Genomic DNA, 17,927 nt, shown 5'->3' with positions numbered 1-17,927 from the left:
TCAATAGGTAACACTAGTTGATGGTAGCGGAGGCGGTGACTCCTGCGGGAACAGCACACGATGTAAGACGCAACAAACCGCGCGGTAGCGAGGGTTGCGGCTTACGGTGTGCCCGCGGAAAGCACCGCCGTAGCGAACATCAACGGCATAACAAAAAAGTGTTAGATTGATTGCAGTCAATCTAACACTTTTTCTCTTTTGTCTCAGCTTCAGTTTTTTAAGAAAGCGCCTTTAACCCTACAACTCCAATGATGATGCAGCAGACACTCGCTAAGCGGCCTTTACTTTTGGACTCTCCAAAAAACACCATGTTGATTAACACTGCTCCCGCCGTACCAATGCCTATCCACACTGCGTAGGCTGTGCTTGTTTGTAAAAATTCAAACGATTTATATAAAAAGCTAAGTGACGCAGCAAACCCACCTACATAGAGCAACATGCTAATAAATCCTTTTTTGGTGCTGTACTTTTTTAAACCAATAACCGATACAAGTTCACTCGAAGCAGCTAATAAAACAAAAAGCCATCCCATTTAAATCACCTCTTTTGCACGTTTGTGCTCTTCCACGCTATCAGCAACTTTTAAGCCAATTACACCTACAATTAAAATAAAAATAAAGAGCAGTTTACCGATGCTGACTACTTGATTAAATAATAAAATATCCATTAACGTTGTCCCCATCGTGCCAATTGCTGCAAATATCGCATACACTGTTCCGGTTGGTAATTTTTCGCATGCTTTTGATAAAAAATGCAAATCTAAGCCAATAAAAATAACGATTAATAGCCAGTGCCACCAATCAGAAGCCACATTAAAGCCATAAATCCATATTAATTCAAAAAAACTCGTTAACCCTACATACAACCAAGCTCTTCCCATAAAACCCCTCCGTCCATAATGACTGAACTTCATTCATTTTTAGTGCAAAAAGAAATCACTTCAATACTATAGTAAAAATCCACTTCCGTATTTGAAGTTATGTACTACGTGCATTGCGCACTGTATAAAGGAACCTCACATTTTTAAGCGATTTCACACTGCACCTATATATCAAAAAAATACTATATAGCGCTCCTTATTTTGCAACAGCATTGTTTAAGATTAATGCATTGCAAATGAATTCCAATAAATCTTTTTTATCCTCATCGACCAGCATTTCTTCTTTTGAATCAAATAAGTAAGCTCGTTCTGCAGCAGCCTCAATTAACCCAAATACCATCTTTGCCGTTGAATAAGAATCAATGGCTATTAAAATTTCACCTTTCGTCTTCGCGGCGTCTAGTTCTTTTTTTAACCAATTGTAGTAAGGTGTATACGCATTTACCCAGTCTTTCAAATAATCCGAAGCCGACAATCCAGCATAAATGATTGCTACAAGTTCCTTATGCTCTTTCGTCATCATAAATATTGTATCGATTAATTGTTTAAATTTCTCAATTAGTGGTGCTTGATCATCTACATTTTTTTGTATCGCTTCAAAAATATTATCAACCATTACTTTGGCAATGGCAGGCATGAGTGACATTTTTGAAGGAAAGTATAAATAAAAAGTTCCTTGTGCTATGCCAGCCCTTTTTACAATATCAGCTATTTTGATTTTGTCGATGCCTTGTTCTTTAAATAGTTGAATAGCAGAGGTTACGATGCGTTTTTCCTTATCCATTATGCGCCCCCCTATAAAATCTTGAATTTTTAAAAATTGTAATCGAAACAAAAATAGAATTCAACTACTTCTTTTTTTAAAAATACAATTTCCTATTAATGCATCTTTAAATTTAATTAACTTTTCCTAATTTAAAAAAAATTTAGTTTGACAAATGAACCATATTCATTTAAATTTTATCCCAAGGAAGATGACTGAAATTCATTTTAAGAAAAATCTCCCTTAAGTAGTATTTTTATGACTTTAAGTACCGATTTTCTCCCCAATTTCGGGTGATTCCGAGGAGCAAATAGGTAAATAGGTATTATTTTTTTAACAAAGGGGCGGAATAATGATGAAAACAGGTTATATTTTTGACGAAAGTTATTTCTGGCATGATAACGGTAGTGGAACTTTATATTTACCTTCAGGTGGTTATTTAGAAACAGATGTCTTCGTTGAACATCCTTCAACAAAAAGACGTATTAATAATTTACTAAACCGCTGTGGCTTAATGAAAGCATTAGAACAAATTGAACCACGCGCTGCAACACGTGAGGAAATTGAAATGTTCCATACGAAGGAATATGTAGATAAAGTGAAACATTTGAGCGATACAACTGGTGGTGACGCTGGCGATCACGCTATTGTCGGTAGAGGATCTTATGAAATTGCTTTACTGTCAACTGGTGGCGCTTTAAAAGCTGTTGATGTTGTGATGAACGGTGAAGTCGATAATGTTTACGCATTAACTCGCCCACCTGGTCACCATGCGGAGGCTGCAAAAGGCATTGGCTTCTGTATTTTCAATAATGTAGCGATTGCTGCCAAATACGCGAAGCAACAATACAATCTAGAAAGAGTGATGGTATTAGATTGGGACGTGCACCATGGTAATGGTACAGAAAGCGCATTTTATGACACAGATGGCGTTTTATTCTTCTCCGTGCATCAGCATTTAAGCTTCCCGAATAATACAGGCTACGCTGAAAACGTTGGTGAAGCTGACGGAAAAGGCTTTAACGTCAACATCCCGCTTCCTCCAGGTACAGGAAATGCAGGCTATATTGAAGCCTTTAAATCGATTGTGGAACCAATCGTCAACGACTATAAACCAGAGCTAATTATTATTTCTGCTGGACAAGATCCAGGCATGTTCGATCCACTAGGACGTATGAATATGACGGCTGAAGGCTTTGCAGAATTAACAAAAATTATGATGAACTTAGCTAACAAACATACCGATGGAAAAATCGTCTTTTGCCATGAAGGTGGCTATAGTAATGCGTATGTTCCATTTTGTACATTACGCATTATTGAAGAATTATGCGGCGTGAAAAGTGATGTAGAAGATCCATTCCAAGATTCACAAGGCTATCCGGATTTCGTCAACGAAGTAGAACAGAAAGCCATCAATGAAGTGATAGCAATTCAATCTGCTTATTGGCCATCATTAAAAGTTACTGTTTAAAGCAAAAATACTATTATTATATTTTCAATAAAGGGAGGGTATCTATGAGCAATTCGTCAATTGAGGAAATTAGTTATGAACATATTCCTTTAGAACAGCGTAATGGCACTGCCAAGGAGTTATTTTTCACATGGTTTGCTGCAAGTACAGTTTCTACAACACTAGTAACTGGTTCACTAGCTATTGTCATAGGTTTAAATTTTTGGTGGTCATTAGTCGCTATCTTATTAGGACACGGCATTAGTGCTACAATTATGGCGCTTCATTCTGCTACTGGTCCGAAAGCGGGCTTACCACAAGTAGTGCAAAGTAGAGCACAGTTTGGCTACTTCGGTGCCATCTTGCCAATGGTCATCATTCTTATTATGTATTTAGGCTACGGCGCAACCAATACCGTGTTGGTCGGTCAGGGCGTGGAAGAAACACTTGGTCTGAATATGAATGTTACGGTTATCGTTAGTCTTATTCCAATGGTGCTTCTCGCTATTTTTGGACAAGGCTTACTGCAAAAGTCGATGAAAATCTATACGATCGGCTTTACAGCAGTATTTATTATTTTATCGATTATGATCTTAATGAATGTGTCAATGGAGCTTTTAAATGCTGGTACTTTTTCTTTCAGCCAGTTTTTATTAATGACTTCCATCTGTGTTACATGGCAAATTACATATGGTCCCTACGTATCCGACCATTCAAGATTTATTCACCCATCCCAATCGAAAAAGGTATTTACTTATAGTTACCTTGGAAGCTTTGCTAGTTCCGTGTGGTTAATGGTTTTAGGTGCTGCTATTGCTACAATGGTTGTCAATGGCAATGTAATGGCGCAAATTAAAGATATGGGCTCATTAGGTTTCATCATTGCATTATTATTATCTCTTGGTGTACTCGTGATTAACTCCTTAAATATTTATGGAGCAGGCATTATTATTTTATCGATTGCAAGTAATTTCTTAACATTTAAAACATCTGCTAGACTACGTACGATTACATCCATTGCGATTGGTGTCATTATTGCCCTTATTGCTACTTGGAGCTCTGACAATTTCATGGCGAATTTCCAATTATACTTAGGGTTTATATTATTCTTTATCATCCCATGGAGTATGATTACATTAACAGATTTTTACATTTTAAAAAGAGTCCATTATCCACCAGATGAGTTTAACAAAAAGGATGGTATTTTCGGAAAAATTAATATCCCGACAATGATTATTTATTTGTTAACGATCTTTATTCAAATTCCATTTATTAATACGGAGTTATACGTAGGTCCGATTGCCAAAATGTTAGGTGGACTGGATATTGCATGGATTATAGGTGGTGCAGTTTCTTTCCTACTGTATATTAGCTTTGCTAAATTAACGGCACCTGCCAAGCTTACTGTAGACGTCTACCCAACGTCTAATGTACCTGAGAATAATTAATAACTATAGTTCGCCAGGCTTCCCCAAAGCCTTTTTAAAGCCCCTGTATGGTATTTCCACGCAGGGGCTTTACTATGTTGTTAAATATCTACTTTTTCGATATTGCGGATTGCTAAATAAGCAACAGCTAGGCCAATAATAGCTAATGTAATTGGAATAATGATGATATCATTTAATGAAAAATTTCCTGTATTTGAAGAAACAATCAAAACAATGATAAGCGATGACAAAATTGTCGTTGGAATCGAGTATTTTTTCATGCCAAAATATAATGGAATAAGGGCCATACCTGAAGCTGCTACAGCATTCATAAGCACCGCTGGAATGCGTTGCATAATCATTGCATTCGTCAACGTATCTTGAACTAATTGGAAGTTTGTGCTGATTATAAGGAAAATGAATGTTACAAAAATATTCGAAAGTATAATAGCGCTAAATGTAAATAACACGACAATCGCAAGTTTTGCTGCTATAAATTTTTTTCGATTGATAGGATACATAAATGCAGTGATAATGGTCTTATTTTTATATTCACCAATAATAAGTTTTGCAATTAATGTCGCTGCAAAGATAATAAAAACACATCGTACAAATGAATCGATAATTGTCAAAGCTAGAGGATAGTTTTCTAAACCTGGGTCACCCTCAATTTTTGAGATTACTAAAATCATAAACATAAAACCTAATATAGCAATATTGGCGATCATTGCGGCTTTCACATACCTACCAAAATGGTATTTCTTCATTTCTAAACGCATTAAATTAAGCATGGACCTTCCCTCCATTGATCAATTTCATGAAATAATCCTCTAATGAACTCGATTTTCTAGTCATTTCTTCAATCTCAATGTCGTGCTCTATTAACGTTTTAGATAATACTTTTTGTGAAATGGACGAATCGTAAATGCGAATACAGTGCTCGTCAATACATTTGAAATTCGCAATGTTTAATTGACTATCTAATATGAAGGACGTCTTTTTGCCGTCACTGACAATTAGTTCAATATAATCTGCCTGGTTATGGCTTACTTGCTCCATCGCTACTTCAGCAATTAATTTACCGTTATTAATGACACCAATAGTATCTGCAATTTGCTCTATTTCAGCTAAAATATGGCTAGAAACAATAATGGTGATGCCATATTCTTTACTTAACATTTTAAATAATTCTCTTAACTCCCTTATACCAACCGGGTCAAGCCCATTAATAGGTTCATCTAAAATGAGTAATTCGGGTTTAGTCAGGATTGCACGTGCTATACCTAAACGTTGCTTCATCCCCAGTGAAAAGTCTCTTACTTTTTTACCCTCTACATTGATTAACTTCACTAAATCTAGAACATGACCGATTTCATTTTTATTGTAATAACCAATATACTCACAATGTAATTCGAGGTTTTCATGAGCAGTTAACTTTTCATAAAAAACTGGATATTCAATAATTGTGCCCATCCTCTTTAGCACCTCGTATGAACGTTCCGTTAATTTCTCACCGAAAATTTCAATATCCCCACTTGTCGGTTTAGCCAAATTCGTTATCATTTTCATAACGGTTGTTTTCCCTGCACCATTTGGTCCTAAAAATCCATAAATCTCTCCCTTCTTAACATGCATATTGACAGAGGAAACCACTTCATTTCCTGCATAGACTTTTGTAAGCTGATTTGTTTTTATAATATACGCCATTGCAACCATCTCCCTCATATGTGGCTTTCTTTATTATAAGAAGCAAAACTCTCTATTTTATTACTTGATTCTTACAAATTTCTTAAGAACAGAAAAAATGCCTGTAGAGTTTTAGCTTTACAGGCAGGGCTAGATTAATACATCATTCTTTTTAAAGATATAGTAAACACTGTTTTTTCATAAGGGATACTTGTCAGTTGGATTGTTCCATTCATTATTTCGACAAGTCGCTTCGTTATCGTCAAACCTAGCCCACTACCTTGAAATGATTTATTTCTGGAGTCTTCCAGCGTATACATCCTTTCAAAGACGCTATCTATATGATATTCATCAATCCCTTTTCCACAATCCCAGACATCAATATAAACATCGCTCGTATCCATCCTTACTGTTAGCCCCAGTACACGTCCTTCTGCCCCATATGCAATGGCATTCGCGATTAAATTGTTTAATACTCTATCTAATGCCTCCTCATTGCCTAGCGCATAAATCGGTGTCTCGGGTATGTGAATGTCAATTTGAAGCCCTACCGACATCACCATATCGTAAAATGATAAAATATTTTTTCGGCAAATTTCATTTACGTTTACTTTTGTTATTGGGTAGTCTGTGTCACCCGCTTCAATTTTGGCCAAATCAAAAAATGTATGGATCAGCTTTAGTACTTCCTCTGTTTTCACATGGATTCCTGAAAGCAAACGATTGCGTTCTGCATCGCTTACTGAATGCTGTAGCTGCAGCATTTCTGTGTAGCCTAACACAACTGTTAACGGGGTTTTTAAATCATGCGAAATATTCGCAAGCATCTTTTTCATTGAACTTTCTGTTTTTCGATGTTTAGCTACAATTTTGTGCGTATCCTCCAGCAATGCATTAATCGTAGTAAGTAAAGTTTGTAATTCTTGATTTGATGTAGCAACTAAAATTTTTTCGTTCGTTTGTTCGTTAATGATTGCTTGTAGTTTTGTGTGTATGTATTGCAGTGTAACGTTTTGCTCTCGTTTTCTTTTTACCTGAAAAATAATGATTGTGATGAGAATGAGAATAACAATTGTTAGAAAAAGTATCATATAGCTAGCCCTCAAATTTATAGCCAATTCCCCAAAGTGTTTTAATATATCGAGGATTGGAAGGATCATCTTCAATTTTTTCTCGTAATCTTCTTATATGCACATTAATAATATTTTCATCGCCATAGTATTCATCATTCCAAATGAGTTGATAAATTTGTTGTTTAGTAAAAACCCGATTGCGGTTTGTAATAAATAGTTTTAAAATCGCAAACTCCTTTGAAGTCAGCTTCAGCTGTTGTTGGTCTTTGTGAACTGAAAAATTAACGACATCAATTACCAAGTTACCAATTGTCATTGTCCCCTGCGCTTCTGCCATCGGACTTGAATATTGAGTAGCCCTTCTGATGGCGGCTTTTACGCGCGCTGAAAATTCCAACATGGAAAAGGGTTTAGCAATATAATCATCCGCCCCTAATCCAAGACCTAACGCTTTATCAACGTCACTATCTTTTGCTGACATGATAATAATTGGCAATGCTTCTTTTTCGCGAATCCTTTTTAACACTTCTAATCCATCTAGTTTAGGCATCATTATATCTAAAATAATTAAATCAAAGGATTTCGTTAAACAAGTTTGCACTGCTTCCTCACCATTTGAAACAGCTGTAACGTCAAAGCCTTCCATTATTAAAAACTTCTCCACCATTTCCCGTATCGCTTCATCATCTTCTACTAGTAATATACGTTTTTGCATATTTAGACACCTCTTTTATATAGCTTACCATAAGTGCCAGGCACTCAAACAATTCTCAAACAATTTATCAGACAAGTCAGACTACCGCAAGAACGCACAGAACGTAAGACGCAACAGACCGCGCGTATGCGAGGGTTGCGGCTTACGGTGTGCCCGTGGAAAGCGTCCGCCCGTAGCGGAAATCGACGGCTATAAACGAAAAGCTGCCCTACAACTAATAGGACAGCTTACATTTTTACTTTTCTACTTTTAAATCGCACTTTTCAAGTGGAATCATTTTCGTTTTATGTTTGATCTTATAGCCTAACCATAAGGCAACAAACAGCGGTATACCAATATATGAAACAAGGACGCCATACCAGTCAATTGAATCACCAGTGAAAGCTGTATAGTTTTGACCAATTACAACAATCATACATACGGTAAATGCAAATAACGGCCCGAATGGATAGAGCTTTGCTTTATACGGTAGTAACTTCGTGTCTAAGCCTTGTGCTTCATAGGCTCTTCGGAAGCGATAATGACTAAAGGCAATGCCTAGCCATGCAATGAAGCCCGACATCCCAGATGCATTGAGAAGCCACATATAAACAACACCATCTCCAAAGAATGAAGCTAAAAACGCTAGGCAACCAACTGCTAATGTTAGCAGTAATGCGTAAATCGGAATGCCACGACGGCTAAGCTTTGCGAAAATTTTAGGTGCATGACCATCTACTGCTAATTGCCATAACATACGAGATGATGCATATAAACCTGAATTACCTGCAGACAACATTGCAGTTAAAATAATGGCATTCATTAATGAAGCTGCAAAAGCAATACCTAAGCGGTCAAACACTAATGTAAATGGTGAGACTGCAATATCTTCAGATAGTAAACGCGAATCCGTAAATGGAATCAACATCCCAATCGCTGCAATCGCTAAAATATAAAATAAAATAATACGCCAAAAAACAGACTTCACAGCTTTCGGAATATTTTTACCCGGATCATCTGTTTCGCCAGCAGTGATTCCTAATAGCTCTGTCCCTTGGAACGAGAAGCCTGCTGCTAGAAATATACCGAAAGTTGCAAGGAATCCGCCATGGAATGGCCCATCACTAATAAAGAAATTCGTGAACCCTACTGGAGCTTGCCCACCTAAAATACCAAAAATCATTAATAGGCTGACGATAATGAAAACAATAACAGTGGCAACTTTTATCATTGCAAACCAATATTCACTTTCGCCATAGCTTTTTACAGATAGTAAATTGAAAGTTAGCACAATCGCAATAAATATTACTGTCCAAAGTGCTGAAGAACTGTCAGGGAACCAGTACTTCATAATTAGTGAAACTGCTGCAATTTCGGCTGCAATTGTAATTGCCCAGTTATACCAGTAGTTCCAGCCAAGGGCAAAGCCAAGCGCAGGATCTACAAATTTTGTTGCATACGTACTAAAAGACCCTGATGACGGCATGTACGCTGCCATCTCGCCCAAGCTAGTCATTAAGAAGTACACCATAATGCCGATTAATGCATAGGCAAGAAGTGCGCCGCCTGGTCCTGCCTGTGCGATAGCGCCACCACTTGCTAAAAATAGGCCTGTTCCGATAGTACCGCCCAATGATATCATTGTTATATGGCGACTTTTTAATTCTTTTTTCAACTCCGGTGCTTTGCCGAGCTGATTAACTTTTATCTCACTCACGTTAAAGCTTCCTTCCTTTTATAAGAGGCAAAAAAATGCCATCACATGAACGTTGTGATGGCTAAGTAAATCCTCTGTTTCTTTAAAATGATAGCGCAACACGTTGTCCAACGTGACAGTTCTGTTCCTTTCGGAGACAGCCCCAGCATGAGGTTTTCAAGTCCCCTCACACTTCGGCGATATTTCCTTTCAGCTAACATCGTTAATGCTTGTCATCTCCACTAACTTACTAATAAATACCGCGACCTCTACCTCAATACAAACATGAGGCATATAATTATTAAATTTATGATGTGTCCTAGTTTATCATACGACCTAAGACATTTCAATAAAACGATTAATGTTCCGTATTTTGTGAATATTCTACTATTTTTATTAATGTGTTAAAGTGTTATAGTGGCTTGAATTATAATTGTTGTATCAGGGAGGTACTTATTTTGACAACAAACGAAGAATCTACTTATCCTAGCAGAAAGATTAATTGGAAGGGCACAACGCTCTTATTAGTCATCGGTGTAATCTTTCTAGCTTCGACATTACGTATGCCATTAACGGTTGTAGGACCTATTATTTCCTTTATTCGTGAGGATCTTGGCATATCCAATGTGCTGGCAGGCTTTCTAACAACCATTCCATTGCTTGCATTTGCACTCGTGTCACCCATTGCACCAGTAGTTGCAAGAAAATTGGGTCTTGAATTGACACTATTTTTATCAACGATTTTATTAGCACTAGGAATTGTGTTGCGCTCACTTGGTACAACTTGGTTACTTGTGTTCGGTACTATGATAATTGGTGTTGCAATTTCATTTGGTAACGTCCTAATACCAGGGCTACTTAAATTGAAATTCCCTTATCACGTAGGCTTACTGATGGCATTTTTTACAATGTCTATGAATTTAACAGCAGGAATTGGCGCGGGCATTAGCTATCCAATAGCCAATGCTTCACTTGGCTGGCAAGGTGCACTTGCTATTGCGCTCGTTCTTGTTGTATTGACTATTTTGATTTGGATTCCTCAATTGAAAGCGAATAAACCCGAACCAACTGTAGCTACTACGAAAACGCGTATTCCATTATGGAAGTCACCAGTTACTTGGGCAGTTACTGGCGCAATGGGTTTACAATCATTATTATTTTATACAACTGCAGCTTGGATTCCTGAAATCTATATCGCGCAAGGAATCGCCGCTGACCGTGCGGGTTGGATGTTTTCCATCATGCAATTTTCACAAGTGCCTATGGCTTTAGTGGTACCTATTATCGCAAGTAAAATGACATCACAGCGACCTCTTGTGTTAATGTTTACAGCATTTTATTTCATAGGTTTTACAGGTGTTGTCATGGAATGGACTAGTCTTGCGGTATTATGGATGATATTACTTGGCTTAGCAGGAGGAGCTTCATTTGCTCTTGCCATGATGTTCTTTACACTTCGTACACGTACTGCATTCGAGGCAGCTGATTTATCTGGCTTTGCCCAATCATTAGGCTACTTATTTGCAGCTGTCGGTCCTATTTTATTTGGCTATTTACATGATTTATTTGGTGGCTGGAATATCGCTGGCTGGCTATTTGTTGTCGTTGCGGCTTTACTATTCTTCTGTTCGTTTAGAGCTTCTAAAAATGAATATGTAAATTAAACAAAAAGTGTTAGATTGACTGCAATCAATCTAACACTTTTTTCAATGCTGGCGTTCTCCTTCCGCTGGAGCACATCATCATCGTCTTATTGTCCTGTGATAAGGTCTACCCACGTCCCGACAGAAATGAGCACGAATTATTCATTAGTAAGCCTTACTTGAAAAATGTTTGAGTGCCTGGCACCAAATAGCTCTCTTTACCTTCAGTAAGGTGGTTTTTGATAAAAATAATTTGGCGTGTTATATACATTGTAGTAGGGCTTATGAAAGATATGTGTTGTTGCAGGCGATAATGGTGGAATCAACCAAGTCCAGTTTCCTGTTAAGTCACGACCAGCTTTATGCTCTGCTTCTTCAAACAGCTTAAATTGTTGTGCAGCGGTATGATGATCAACAATACTTACGCCATCTTCTTTAAAGGAATGAAGGACTGCAATATTTAATTCAACTAATGCACGATCACGCCAAAGAGATGCCTGCCTTGTTGTATCGAGCCCAAAAATTTCAGCTATCTTAGGTAACATATTATATCGATCATGATCAGCTAAATTGCGTGCTCCTATTTCTGTCCCCATATACCAGCCATTAAAAGGAGCCGCTTGAAAATCAATACCGGCCATTTGAAAACGCATGCTCGAAATAATGGGCACCGCATACCATTTCAGCGCTAATTCCTCTATCTGTGATTGCTCAGGATGGCGAATAGCCACCTCTAATACTTCCTCTTTGGGGATTGCAAACCATTGTGGGCTTCGTTCATCCACCTGAATAACAAGAGGTAGCACATCAAATGCTGTGCCCTCTCCGCGCCAGCCAAGTGATTCACATATTTTTGTAAATGACACCGAATGCGGATCCCCGACAATGCCTTCAGCCGTTTCATAGCCCGCATAGCGGATTAGCTGATGATTCCATACTCTCACTCTACCAGCTGCAAATACCGTTATTGTTGGACGGATTTTACCTTCATTTGTAGCATAACGAATATGATGCACTAGCTTTTCAAAAATAGCATGTTCGTCTAAAATATCACGTGCATCCTCAACATGTAACGATTGCCAAAATAATCTACCGATACATTTATTACTATTACGCCATGCCACTCGTGCACCAAAAGTAAGCTCTTCTGTTGAAGGAATATATACTCCCTCTTTTTCAACTTGCTGTAATCTATTTGTTAACCATTGTTCAGATTTATTTAGTTCCATTTGATAAAGTGCTAAAAAACGTCGTATCTCTTGTAAATTCATGTCGTTTTCCTCCATCTATCTTCATATTAGATGAACAAAATTAAATTCACTACGAAAAAGTCCGTCAGAAAACATACATATTTTATATATGAAATACTTTGTTCAAATTTGAACTTGATCGTCACATCATGTTCATAAAAGTACCCAATAAAAAGAAAAAAACATGTAGCAACAATATGCTACATGCTTTATTAGATGACCCCTACGGGATTCGAACCCGTGTTACCGCCGTGAAAGGGCGGTGTCTTAACCGCTTGACCAAGGGGCCATGGCTCCGAAGGCAGGACTCGAACCTGCGACAACCTGATTAACAGTCAGGTGCTACTACCAACTGAGCTACTTCGGAACAATTTTATAATGGGCCTAAATGGACTCGAACCATCGACCTCACGCTTATCAGGCGTGCGCTCTAACCAGCTGAGCTATAGGCCCTTCATGGAGCGGGTGATGAGAATCGAACTCACGACATCAGCTTGGAAGGCTGAGGTTTTACCATTAAACTACACCCGCAAAAAAGATGGGTCAGGACGGAATCGAACCGCCGACACTTAGAGCTTCAATCTAATGCTCTACCAACTGAGCTACTGACCCGAAATAAGAAAATGGAGGAGGTAGAGGGATTCGAACCCCCGCGCGGTGTTACCCGCCTGTCGGTTTTCAAGACCGATCCCTTCAGCCAGACTTGGGTATACCTCCGGAATTAAATAAATATGGTGGAGCCTAGCGGGATCGAACCGCTGACCTCCTGCGTGCAAGGCAGGCGCTCTCCCAGCTGAGCTAAGGCCCCAAATTTTAAAAGATGGTCGGAATGACAGGATTCGAACCTACGACCCCTTGGTCCCAAACCAAGTGCTCTACCAAGCTGAGCTACATTCCGTTACTGTCTATCTTATCTTTTTATGGCGCGCCCGGCAGGAGTCGAACCCACAACCTTCTGATCCGTAGTCAGACGCTCTATCCAATTGAGCTACGGGCGCTTAATATATTGAAAAAATGGTGCCGAGGGCCGGAATCGAACCGGCACGGTAGTCACCTACCGCAGGATTTTAAGTCCTGTGCGTCTGCCAGTTCCGCCACCCCGGCACATTTGGAGCGGAAGACGAGGTTCGAACTCGCGACCCCCACCTTGGCAAGGTGGTGTTCTACCACTGAACTACTTCCGCATGTGCATAAGATTATTTATCCTGGCAATTATGTAATTGAAATAAATGGTGCGGGTGAAGGGAGTCGAACCCCCACGCCTTGCGGCGCTAGATCCTAAGTCTAGTGCGTCTGCCAATTCCGCCACACCCGCAAATATGATGAGCCATGAAGGACTCGAACCTTCGACCCTCTGATTAAAAGTCAGATGCTCTACCAACTGAGCTAATGGCTCATATTATTAATAAAATGGCTGGGGTACTAGGATTCGAACCTAGGCATGACGGAATCAAAATCCGTTGCCTTACCGCTTGGCTATACCCCAATAGTTTTATATGGGGCGACTGATGGGAATCGAACCCACGAATGTCGGAACCACAATCCGATGCGTTAACCACTTCGCCACAACCGCCATATGAAATATAACAGTAGTTTAATCTAAAAAATTTGGCAGGGGCAGTAGGAATCGAACCCACACCAAAGGTTTTGGAGACCTCTATTCTACCGTTGAACTATGCCCCTAAAAGTAAAAACTGGTGGAGGGGGACGGATTCGAACCGCCGAACCCTAAGGAGCGGATTTACAGTCCGCCGCGTTTAGCCACTTCGCTACCCCTCCAAGGGCTGATGCCGGCGATAGGAGTCGAACCCACGACCTACTGATTACAAGTCAGTTGCTCTACCAACTGAGCTACACCGGCATATTAAGACGGTCCCGACCGGGATCGAACCGGCGATCTCCTGCGTGACAGGCAGGCATGTTAACCGCTACACCACGGGACCATAATTTGGTTGCGGAGACAGGATTTGAACCTGTGACCTTCGGGTTATGAGCCCGACGAGCTACCACTGCTCCACCCCGCGATAATACTTTTATAATTTATAAGATGGTGGAGGATGACGGGCTCGAACCGCCGACCCTCTGCTTGTAAGGCAGATGCTCTCCCAGCTGAGCTAATCCTCCCCATAAAAAATAAAGCGAAGCGACGTCCTACTCTCACAGGGGGAAGCCCCCAACTACCATCGGCGCTAAAGAGCTTAACTTCCGTGTTCGGTATGGGAACGGGTGTGACCTCTTTGCCATCATCACTTCACTTATTCAGTTGAAAGAACTTATTCTTTCAAAACTGGATAAACGGTTCATTGAATGTTTCAAACGTTTTTGGTTAAGTCCTCGATCGATTAGTATTCGTCAGCTCCATGTGTCACCACACTTCCACCTCGAACCTATCTACCTCATCGTCTTTGAGGGATCTTACTTACTTGCGTAATGGGAAATCTCATCTTGAGGGGGGCTTCATGCTTAGATGCTTTCAGCACTTATCCCGTCCACACATAGCTACCCAGCGATGCCTTTGGCAAGACAACTGGTACACCAGCGGTGTGTCCATCCCGGTCCTCTCGTACTAAGGACAGCTCCTCTCAAATTTCCTACGCCCACGACGGATAGGGACCGAACTGTCTCACGACGTTCTGAACCCAGCTCGCGTACCGCTTTAATGGGCGAACAGCCCAACCCTTGGGACCGACTACAGCCCCAGGATGCGATGAGCCGACATCGAGGTGCCAAACCTCCCCGTCGATGTGGACTCTTGGGGGAGATAAGCCTGTTATCCCCGGGGTAGCTTTTATCCGTTGAGCGATGGCCCTTCCATGCGGAACCACCGGATCACTAAGCCCGTCTTTCGACCCTGCTCGACTTGTAGGTCTCGCAGTCAAGCTCCCTTGTGCCTTTACACTCTACGAATGATTTCCAACCATTCTGAGGGAACCTTTGGGCGCCTCCGTTACCTTTTAGGAGGCGACCGCCCCAGTCAAACTGTCCGCCTGACACTGTCTCCTGCCCCGCTTAGGGGCATGGGTTAGAATTTCAATACAACCAGGGTAGTATCCCACCGACGCCTCCTTCGAAGCTGGCGCTCCGAGATCTCTGGCTCCTACCTATCCTGTACAAGTTGTACCAAAATTCAATATCAGGCTACAGTAAAGCTCCACGGGGTCTTTCCGTCCTGTCGCGGGTAACCTGCATCTTCACAGGTACTATAATTTCACCGAGTCTCTCGTTGAGACAGTGCCCAGATCGTTACGCCTTTCGTGCGGGTCGGAACTTACCCGACAAGGAATTTCGCTACCTTAGGACCGTTATAGTTACGGCCGCCGTTTACTGGGGCTTCAATTCGCAGCTTCGCTTGCGCTAACCACTCCTCTTAACCTTCCAGCACCGGGCAGGCGTCAGCCCCTATACGTCACCTTACGGTTTTGCAGAGACCTGTGTTTTTGCTAAACAGTCGCCTGGGCCTATTCACTGCGGCTCTCATGCGCTTGCACGCTCAAGAGCACCCCTTCTCCCGAAGTTACGGGGTCATTTTGCCGAGTTCCTTAACGAGAGTTCTCTCGCACACCTTAGGATTCTCTCCTCGACTACCTGTGTCGGTTTGCGGTACGGGCACCTCTCACCTCGATAGAGGCTTTTCTTGGCAGTGTGAAATCAGGAACTTCGTCCATACGGACTCGCCATCACAGCTCAACGTTACAGTGTGCGGATTTGCCTACACACACGCCTTACTGCTTGGACGCGCACAACCAACGGCGCGCTTACCCTATCCTACTGCGTCCCCCCATTTCTCAAACGGTGAGGAGGTGGTACAGGAATATCAACCTGTTGTCCATCGCCTACGCCTATCGGCCTCGGCTTAGGTCCCGACTAACCCTGAGCGGACGAGCCTTCCTCAGGAAACCTTAGTCATACGGTGGACGGGATTCTCACCCGTCTTTCGCTACTCATACCGGCATTCTCACTTCTAAGCGCTCCACCAGTCCTTCCGGTCTGACTTCAACGCACTTAGAACGCTCTCCTACCACTGACATCGTAGATGTCAATCCACAGCTTCGGTGAATCGTTTAGCCCCGATACATTTTCGGCGCAGCGTCACTCGACCAGTGAGCTATTACGCACTCTTTAAATGATGGCTGCTTCTAAGCCAACATCCTGGTTGTCTGTGCAACGCCACATCCTTTTCCACTTAACGATTACTTTGGGACCTTAGCTGGTGGTCTGGGCTGTTTCCCTTTTGACTACGGATCTTATCACTCGCAGTCTGACTCCCGTGTATAAATATCTGGCATTCGGAGTTTGTCTGAATTCGGTAAACCGGGATGGCCCCCTAGTCCAAACAGTGCTCTACCTCCAGTATTCTCATCACGAGGCTAGCCCTAAAGCTATTTCGGAGAGAACCAGCTATCTCCAAGTTCGATTGGAATTTCTCCGCTACCCACACCTCATCCCCGCACTTTTCAACGTGCGTGGGTTCGGGCCTCCAGTAAGTGTTACCTCACCTTCACCCTGGACATGGGTAGATCACCTGGTTTCGGGTCTACGACCACGTACTAATTCGCCCTATTCAGACTCGCTTTCGCTGCGGCTCCGCCTTCTAAAGCTTAACCTCGCACGTAATCGTAACTCGCCGGTTCATTCTACAAAAGGCACGCTATCACCCATTAACGGGCTCTAACTACTTGTAGGCACACGGTTTCAGGATCTCTTTCACTCCCCTTCCGGGGTGCTTTTCACCTTTCCCTCACGGTACTGGTTCACTATCGGTCACTAGGTAGTATTTAGCCTTGGGAGATGGTCCTCCCGGATTCCGACGGAATTTCACGTGTTCCGCCGTACTCAGGATCCACTCTGGAGGGAATAAACTTTCGACTACAGGGCTTTTACCTGCTCTGGCGGACCTTTCCAAGTCGCTTCATCTAACTCATTCCTTTGTAACTCCGTATAGAGTGTCCTACAACCCCAAGAGGCAAGCCTCTTGGTTTGGGCTCTTCCCGTTTCGCTCGCCGCTACTCAGGGAATCGATTTTTCTTTCTCTTCCTCCAGGTACTTAGATGTTTCAGTTCCCTGGGTCTGCCTTCAAGACGCTATGTATTCACGTCAAGATACTACGCGATTAAACGTAGTGGGTTCCCCCATTCGGAAATCTCCGGATCAAAGCTCACTTACAGCTCCCCGAAGCATATCGGTGTTAGTGCCGTCCTTCTTCGGCTCCTAGTGCCAAGGCATTCGCCGTGCGCCCTTAATAACTTAACCAAGTTATTAAGCCTATAAAAAACTTAAAAAATAAATGTGTTTGTTACAATTTCAATGTCGTTTTATCCAGTTTTCAAAGAACAAGTTTTGAAGAATTTCATTCGGAAGAATGAAC

Annotated in this window: 12 protein-coding genes, 21 tRNA genes, 2 rRNA genes and 1 riboswitch; of the genes, 3 read left to right on the top strand and 32 right to left on the bottom strand. The window is 41.4% G+C overall.

The window, feature by feature from the left end; genetic code table 11:
- Nucleotides 1-217: 217 nt before the first annotated feature.
- The 3 genes from ACKVEV_RS18245 to ACKVEV_RS18235 form a co-directional block, all read right to left on the bottom strand.
- On the bottom strand, nucleotides 218-532 hold the full coding sequence (locus ACKVEV_RS18245) for a DMT family transporter (RefSeq protein ID WP_409367633.1): 315 nt from the start codon (nucleotides 530-532) through the stop codon (nucleotides 218-220).
- The gene (locus tag ACKVEV_RS18240; protein WP_409367632.1) at nucleotides 533-880 is read right to left on the bottom strand and encodes a DMT family transporter; all 348 of its coding nucleotides are present in this window, start codon (nucleotides 878-880) and stop codon (nucleotides 533-535) included.
- A gap of 196 nt (nucleotides 881-1,076) precedes the next feature.
- On the bottom strand, nucleotides 1,077-1,664 hold the full coding sequence (locus tag ACKVEV_RS18235) for a TetR family transcriptional regulator (RefSeq protein WP_409367631.1): 588 nt from the start codon (nucleotides 1,662-1,664) through the stop codon (nucleotides 1,077-1,079).
- 331 nt (nucleotides 1,665-1,995) lie between these two features.
- Here ACKVEV_RS18235 and ACKVEV_RS18230 point away from each other — a divergent pair, with 331 nt between their 5' ends.
- Entirely contained in the window at nucleotides 1,996-3,114 is a 1,119-nt protein-coding gene (locus tag ACKVEV_RS18230) for a class II histone deacetylase (RefSeq protein ID WP_409367630.1), read from the top strand.
- 44 nt (nucleotides 3,115-3,158) lie between these two features.
- The gene (locus ACKVEV_RS18225) at nucleotides 3,159-4,541 is read left to right on the top strand and encodes a purine-cytosine permease family protein (protein WP_409367629.1); all 1,383 of its coding nucleotides are present in this window, start codon (nucleotides 3,159-3,161) and stop codon (nucleotides 4,539-4,541) included.
- Nucleotides 4,542-4,621: 80 nt separating this feature from the next.
- On the opposite strand, the gene ACKVEV_RS18220 is transcribed toward ACKVEV_RS18225, so the two are convergent.
- The 5 genes from ACKVEV_RS18220 to ACKVEV_RS18200 form a co-directional block, all read right to left on the bottom strand.
- A complete protein-coding gene (locus tag ACKVEV_RS18220; RefSeq protein WP_409367628.1) occupies nucleotides 4,622-5,311 on the bottom strand; it encodes an ABC transporter permease in 690 nt (229 codons plus the stop codon).
- A complete protein-coding gene (locus tag ACKVEV_RS18215; protein ID WP_409367627.1) occupies nucleotides 5,304-6,227 on the bottom strand; it encodes an ABC transporter ATP-binding protein in 924 nt (307 codons plus the stop codon). The genes ACKVEV_RS18220 and ACKVEV_RS18215 overlap by 8 nt, the downstream gene beginning before the upstream one ends.
- Nucleotides 6,228-6,361: 134 nt before the next feature.
- A complete protein-coding gene (locus ACKVEV_RS18210; RefSeq protein ID WP_409367626.1) occupies nucleotides 6,362-7,297 on the bottom strand; it encodes a sensor histidine kinase in 936 nt (311 codons plus the stop codon).
- A gap of 4 nt (nucleotides 7,298-7,301) precedes the next feature.
- Nucleotides 7,302-7,994, bottom strand: a complete 693-nt coding sequence (locus ACKVEV_RS18205; RefSeq protein WP_409367625.1) for a response regulator transcription factor — start codon at nucleotides 7,992-7,994, stop codon at nucleotides 7,302-7,304.
- Nucleotides 7,995-8,229: 235 nt separating this feature from the next.
- On the bottom strand, nucleotides 8,230-9,690 hold the full coding sequence (locus ACKVEV_RS18200; protein ID WP_409367624.1) for an amino acid permease: 1,461 nt from the start codon (nucleotides 9,688-9,690) through the stop codon (nucleotides 8,230-8,232).
- 83 nt (nucleotides 9,691-9,773) lie between these two features.
- A riboswitch (Lysine riboswitch) is annotated at nucleotides 9,774-9,949 on the bottom strand.
- A gap of 178 nt (nucleotides 9,950-10,127) precedes the next feature.
- Here ACKVEV_RS18200 and ACKVEV_RS18195 point away from each other — a divergent pair.
- Nucleotides 10,128-11,333 carry a CynX/NimT family MFS transporter gene (locus ACKVEV_RS18195; protein WP_409367623.1) on the top strand — a complete coding sequence of 402 codons (1,206 nt, stop codon included), beginning with the start codon at nucleotides 10,128-10,130 and terminating at the stop codon, nucleotides 11,331-11,333.
- Nucleotides 11,334-11,536: 203 nt separating this feature from the next.
- Here ACKVEV_RS18195 and ACKVEV_RS18190 read toward each other — a convergent pair whose 3' ends face one another.
- From ACKVEV_RS18190 to ACKVEV_RS18075, 24 genes are all read right to left on the bottom strand, one after another.
- Nucleotides 11,537-12,583: a nitric oxide synthase oxygenase gene (locus ACKVEV_RS18190; RefSeq protein WP_409367622.1), complete on the bottom strand. Its 1,047-nt coding sequence runs from the start codon at nucleotides 12,581-12,583 to the stop codon at nucleotides 11,537-11,539.
- Between the two features lie 196 nt (nucleotides 12,584-12,779).
- A tRNA-Glu gene (locus ACKVEV_RS18185) sits at nucleotides 12,780-12,851 on the bottom strand.
- Between the two features lies 1 nt (nucleotide 12,852).
- Nucleotides 12,853-12,929 (bottom strand) — tRNA-Asn (locus ACKVEV_RS18180).
- Between the two features lie 12 nt (nucleotides 12,930-12,941).
- A tRNA-Ile gene (locus ACKVEV_RS18175) sits at nucleotides 12,942-13,015 on the bottom strand.
- A gap of 4 nt (nucleotides 13,016-13,019) precedes the next feature.
- Nucleotides 13,020-13,093, bottom strand: a tRNA-Gly gene (locus ACKVEV_RS18170).
- An 8-nt stretch (nucleotides 13,094-13,101) separates the two neighbouring features.
- A tRNA-Phe gene (locus tag ACKVEV_RS18165) sits at nucleotides 13,102-13,174 on the bottom strand.
- Nucleotides 13,175-13,186: 12 nt separating this feature from the next.
- Nucleotides 13,187-13,279, bottom strand: a tRNA-Ser gene (locus tag ACKVEV_RS18160).
- Nucleotides 13,280-13,294: 15 nt separating this feature from the next.
- Nucleotides 13,295-13,370: transfer RNA gene (locus tag ACKVEV_RS18155), tRNA-Ala, on the bottom strand.
- 13 nt (nucleotides 13,371-13,383) lie between these two features.
- Nucleotides 13,384-13,460, bottom strand: a tRNA-Pro gene (locus ACKVEV_RS18150).
- A gap of 23 nt (nucleotides 13,461-13,483) precedes the next feature.
- Nucleotides 13,484-13,560 (bottom strand) — tRNA-Arg (locus tag ACKVEV_RS18145).
- Nucleotides 13,561-13,577: 17 nt separating this feature from the next.
- A tRNA-Leu gene (locus tag ACKVEV_RS18140) sits at nucleotides 13,578-13,666 on the bottom strand.
- Between the two features lie 5 nt (nucleotides 13,667-13,671).
- A tRNA-Gly gene (locus tag ACKVEV_RS18135) sits at nucleotides 13,672-13,746 on the bottom strand.
- 46 nt (nucleotides 13,747-13,792) lie between these two features.
- Nucleotides 13,793-13,877: transfer RNA gene (locus tag ACKVEV_RS18130), tRNA-Leu, on the bottom strand.
- Between the two features lie 8 nt (nucleotides 13,878-13,885).
- Nucleotides 13,886-13,958: transfer RNA gene (locus tag ACKVEV_RS18125), tRNA-Lys, on the bottom strand.
- A 15-nt stretch (nucleotides 13,959-13,973) separates the two neighbouring features.
- Nucleotides 13,974-14,048 (bottom strand) — tRNA-Gln (locus tag ACKVEV_RS18120).
- 11 nt (nucleotides 14,049-14,059) lie between these two features.
- Nucleotides 14,060-14,135: transfer RNA gene (locus ACKVEV_RS18115), tRNA-His, on the bottom strand.
- Nucleotides 14,136-14,171: 36 nt separating this feature from the next.
- Nucleotides 14,172-14,245 (bottom strand) — tRNA-Trp (locus tag ACKVEV_RS18110).
- A gap of 12 nt (nucleotides 14,246-14,257) precedes the next feature.
- Nucleotides 14,258-14,341: transfer RNA gene (locus ACKVEV_RS18105), tRNA-Tyr, on the bottom strand.
- A gap of 9 nt (nucleotides 14,342-14,350) precedes the next feature.
- Nucleotides 14,351-14,423 (bottom strand) — tRNA-Thr (locus tag ACKVEV_RS18100).
- Between the two features lie 9 nt (nucleotides 14,424-14,432).
- A tRNA-Asp gene (locus ACKVEV_RS18095) sits at nucleotides 14,433-14,505 on the bottom strand.
- Between the two features lie 6 nt (nucleotides 14,506-14,511).
- A tRNA-Met gene (locus ACKVEV_RS18090) sits at nucleotides 14,512-14,586 on the bottom strand.
- A 24-nt stretch (nucleotides 14,587-14,610) separates the two neighbouring features.
- Nucleotides 14,611-14,686 (bottom strand) — tRNA-Val (locus ACKVEV_RS18085).
- 14 nt (nucleotides 14,687-14,700) lie between these two features.
- A 5S ribosomal RNA gene (gene rrf, locus ACKVEV_RS18080) occupies nucleotides 14,701-14,816 on the bottom strand.
- A 68-nt stretch (nucleotides 14,817-14,884) separates the two neighbouring features.
- Nucleotides 14,885-17,812, bottom strand: a 23S ribosomal RNA gene (locus tag ACKVEV_RS18075).
- Nucleotides 17,813-17,927: the final 115 nt, after the last annotated feature.

Origin of the sequence: Lysinibacillus sp. 38-6 (assembly GCF_046245175.1) — a bacterium.
In the GTDB taxonomy this organism is placed as follows: Bacteria; Bacillota; Bacilli; order Bacillales_A; family Planococcaceae; genus Lysinibacillus.
This window is presented reverse-complemented; position numbering and strand designations above follow the sequence as displayed.

Excerpts from the sequence above, each read along its gene's own strand:
- ACKVEV_RS18245 (WP_409367633.1), bottom strand. The coding sequence starts at position 532 with ATGGGATGGCTTTTTGTTTTATTAGCTGCTTCGAGTGAACTTGTATCG.
- ACKVEV_RS18240 (WP_409367632.1), bottom strand. The coding sequence starts at position 880 with ATGGGAAGAGCTTGGTTGTATGTAGGGTTAACGAGTTTTTTTGAATTA.
- ACKVEV_RS18235 (WP_409367631.1), bottom strand. The coding sequence starts at position 1,664 with ATGGATAAGGAAAAACGCATCGTAACCTCTGCTATTCAACTATTTAAA.
- ACKVEV_RS18230 (WP_409367630.1), top strand. The coding sequence starts at position 1,996 with ATGATGAAAACAGGTTATATTTTTGACGAAAGTTATTTCTGGCATGAT.
- ACKVEV_RS18225 (WP_409367629.1), top strand. The coding sequence starts at position 3,159 with ATGAGCAATTCGTCAATTGAGGAAATTAGTTATGAACATATTCCTTTA.
- ACKVEV_RS18220 (WP_409367628.1), bottom strand. The coding sequence starts at position 5,311 with ATGCTTAATTTAATGCGTTTAGAAATGAAGAAATACCATTTTGGTAGG.
- ACKVEV_RS18215 (WP_409367627.1), bottom strand. The coding sequence starts at position 6,227 with ATGGCGTATATTATAAAAACAAATCAGCTTACAAAAGTCTATGCAGGA.
- ACKVEV_RS18210 (WP_409367626.1), bottom strand. The coding sequence starts at position 7,297 with ATGATACTTTTTCTAACAATTGTTATTCTCATTCTCATCACAATCATT.
- ACKVEV_RS18205 (WP_409367625.1), bottom strand. The coding sequence starts at position 7,994 with ATGCAAAAACGTATATTACTAGTAGAAGATGATGAAGCGATACGGGAA.
- ACKVEV_RS18190 (WP_409367622.1), bottom strand. The coding sequence starts at position 12,583 with ATGAATTTACAAGAGATACGACGTTTTTTAGCACTTTATCAAATGGAA.